Below are 1,960 nucleotides of genomic sequence, written 5' to 3' on the forward strand. Positions count from 1 at the left end.
CCCGGCCTGGCGTGCGGCGCCGGCCGCGCTGCGCTTCGAGCTGCGGCGCGCCGATGCCGCGTGGCGTTGCCATGGCGCGCTGCTGTTCGACGTGCCGGATGCACTGGCCGTGTTCTTCGCGACCGCGCCGGCCGCGCTCGCCGATGCGCGCGCGGCCTACGCGAACCTGCCCGTGCCGCTCGTGTTCGAGATCGGCCGCACCGAGCTGACGACGGCCGAACTGGCCGACGTCGTCGGCGGCGACATCATCGCGATCGAACGCTGGCAGGCGCACGAGCAGAACCTGCTGTGCGTCGCGCGACTGCCGGCCGCGCCGGCGTGGGAAATCACCGGACGGCCGTCGGGCAACCGGCTGACCGTCGAACGAATCAGGGAGATGCCTTTGGAACCGACCCGCACCGACCACGCGCCCGTCACGACACACGATGCGCCATCCGCCGATGCGCCGCGCACGCTCGACGGCCTCGCGGTCGACCTGCGCTTCGAGCTGCCGCCCGCGTCGATGCCGCTCGGCGAGCTGAGCACGCTGCAGCCGGGCGCCGTGATCGAACTGCAGCAAGGGATCAACCAGAGCGTGATCCATCTCGTCGCGAACGGGATGCTGATCGGCACCGGCCACCTGATCGCGGTCGGCCAGAAACTCGGCGTGCGCGTCGTCACGCTGACGCAACCCGCGCCGCGCGAGCGCTGAACGATGGGCAACCTGCCGAACCCGGTCGCGCTGATCGCGGTGATCGCCGCGCTCGGCATCGCGCCGTTCGCGGCGCTGATGGTGACGAGCTACACGAAGCTCGTGGTCGTGCTCGGCCTGCTGCGCTCCGCGCTCGGCATCCAGCAGGTGCCGCCGAACCTCGTGCTGAACGGCATCGCGCTGATCCTGTCGCTGTTCATCATGGCGCCCGTCGGAATGTCGATCCGCGATGCGCTGCAGGCGCGCCACTTCGACGCGTCGGGGCAGCTGTCGACGGCCGACGTCGGCGCGCTCGCCGATGCCGCGCTGCCGCCGATCAAGGAATTCCTCGTGTCGCACACGCGGCAGCGCGACCGCGAGTTCTTCGTGCGCACCGCGACGTCGGTCTGGCCGAAGCACCGCGCCGACGGCATCAAGGACGACGACCTGCTCGTGCTGGTGCCGAGCTTCACGCTCGCCGAGCTGACGAAGGCGTTCCAGATCGGTTTCGTGATCTACATCGTGTTCATCGTCGTCGACCTGCTGGTCGCGAACATCCTGCTCGCGCTCGGGATGCAGATGATCTCGCCGACGACGATCTCGGTGCCGTTCAAGCTGCTGCTGTTCGTCGCGCTCGACGGCTGGTCGCTGCTCGTGCACGGGCTCGTGATGTCGTACCGCGTGGCGGGTGCGGGATGAACGCGCGCGGCCTGCGAATCGCGGCGGCGTGCCTGTGCGCGCTGGCCGTGCTCGCGCTGGCGGGCCTGCAGCCGCGTGACGCGCGGGCAGCTGGCGCCGCCGCGGGTTTCGCTCGACTCGCGCGCGCCTGCGCGCCGAACGTCGATCCCGACACGCTCGCCGCGCTGGTGCGCACCGAGTCGGGCTTCAATCCGTATGCGATCGGCGTGGTCGGCGGCCACCTGACGCGCCAGCCCGCGTCGCTCGACGAAGCGCGCGCGACCGCGCGCGAACTGTCGTCGCGCGGTTACAGCTACAGCGTCGGCCTCGCGCAGGTGAACGCGCGCAACTTCGCGAAATACGGGCTCGACGAAACGACGATGTTCGAGCCATGCCGCAACCTGCAGGCCGGCGGCGCGATCCTGACCGAATGCTTCGCCCGCTCGTCGGGCACCGGCCGCGCCACGCAGGCCGCACTGCGCGCGGCGCTGTCGTGCTACTACAGCGGCAACTTCACGACCGGCTTCTCGAGCGGCTACGTGAGCCGCGTCGTCGCGAGCGCGCAGCGCAACGCGCGCGAAGGCGGCGTCGAACCGATCCCGGTGGTGCGTG

3 protein-coding genes are annotated in these 1,960 nt (G+C 70.8%); all 3 read left to right on the plus strand.

The genetic code is table 11. The annotated features are described in order from the left end of the window. Positions 1 to 691, plus strand: a 691-nt coding sequence (gene sctQ, locus G3N62_RS35285; protein ID WP_206141536.1) for a type III secretion system cytoplasmic ring protein SctQ, incomplete at its 5' end; no start/stop codon positions are given. 3 nt (positions 692 to 694) lie between these two features. After that, the gene (gene sctR, locus G3N62_RS35290; RefSeq protein ID WP_049034062.1) at positions 695 to 1,369 is read left to right on the plus strand and encodes a type III secretion system export apparatus subunit SctR; all 675 of its coding nucleotides are present in this window, start codon (positions 695 to 697) and stop codon (positions 1,367 to 1,369) included. Beyond that, positions 1,366 to 1,960: lytic transglycosylase domain-containing protein (locus tag G3N62_RS35295; RefSeq protein ID WP_206141537.1), on the plus strand; the 595-nt coding region annotated here is incomplete at its 3' end. The genes sctR and G3N62_RS35295, both read left to right, overlap by 4 nt.

This window comes from Burkholderia sp. Tr-20355 (assembly GCF_017104685.1).
GTDB lineage: Bacteria > Pseudomonadota > Gammaproteobacteria > Burkholderiales > Burkholderiaceae > Burkholderia > Burkholderia seminalis.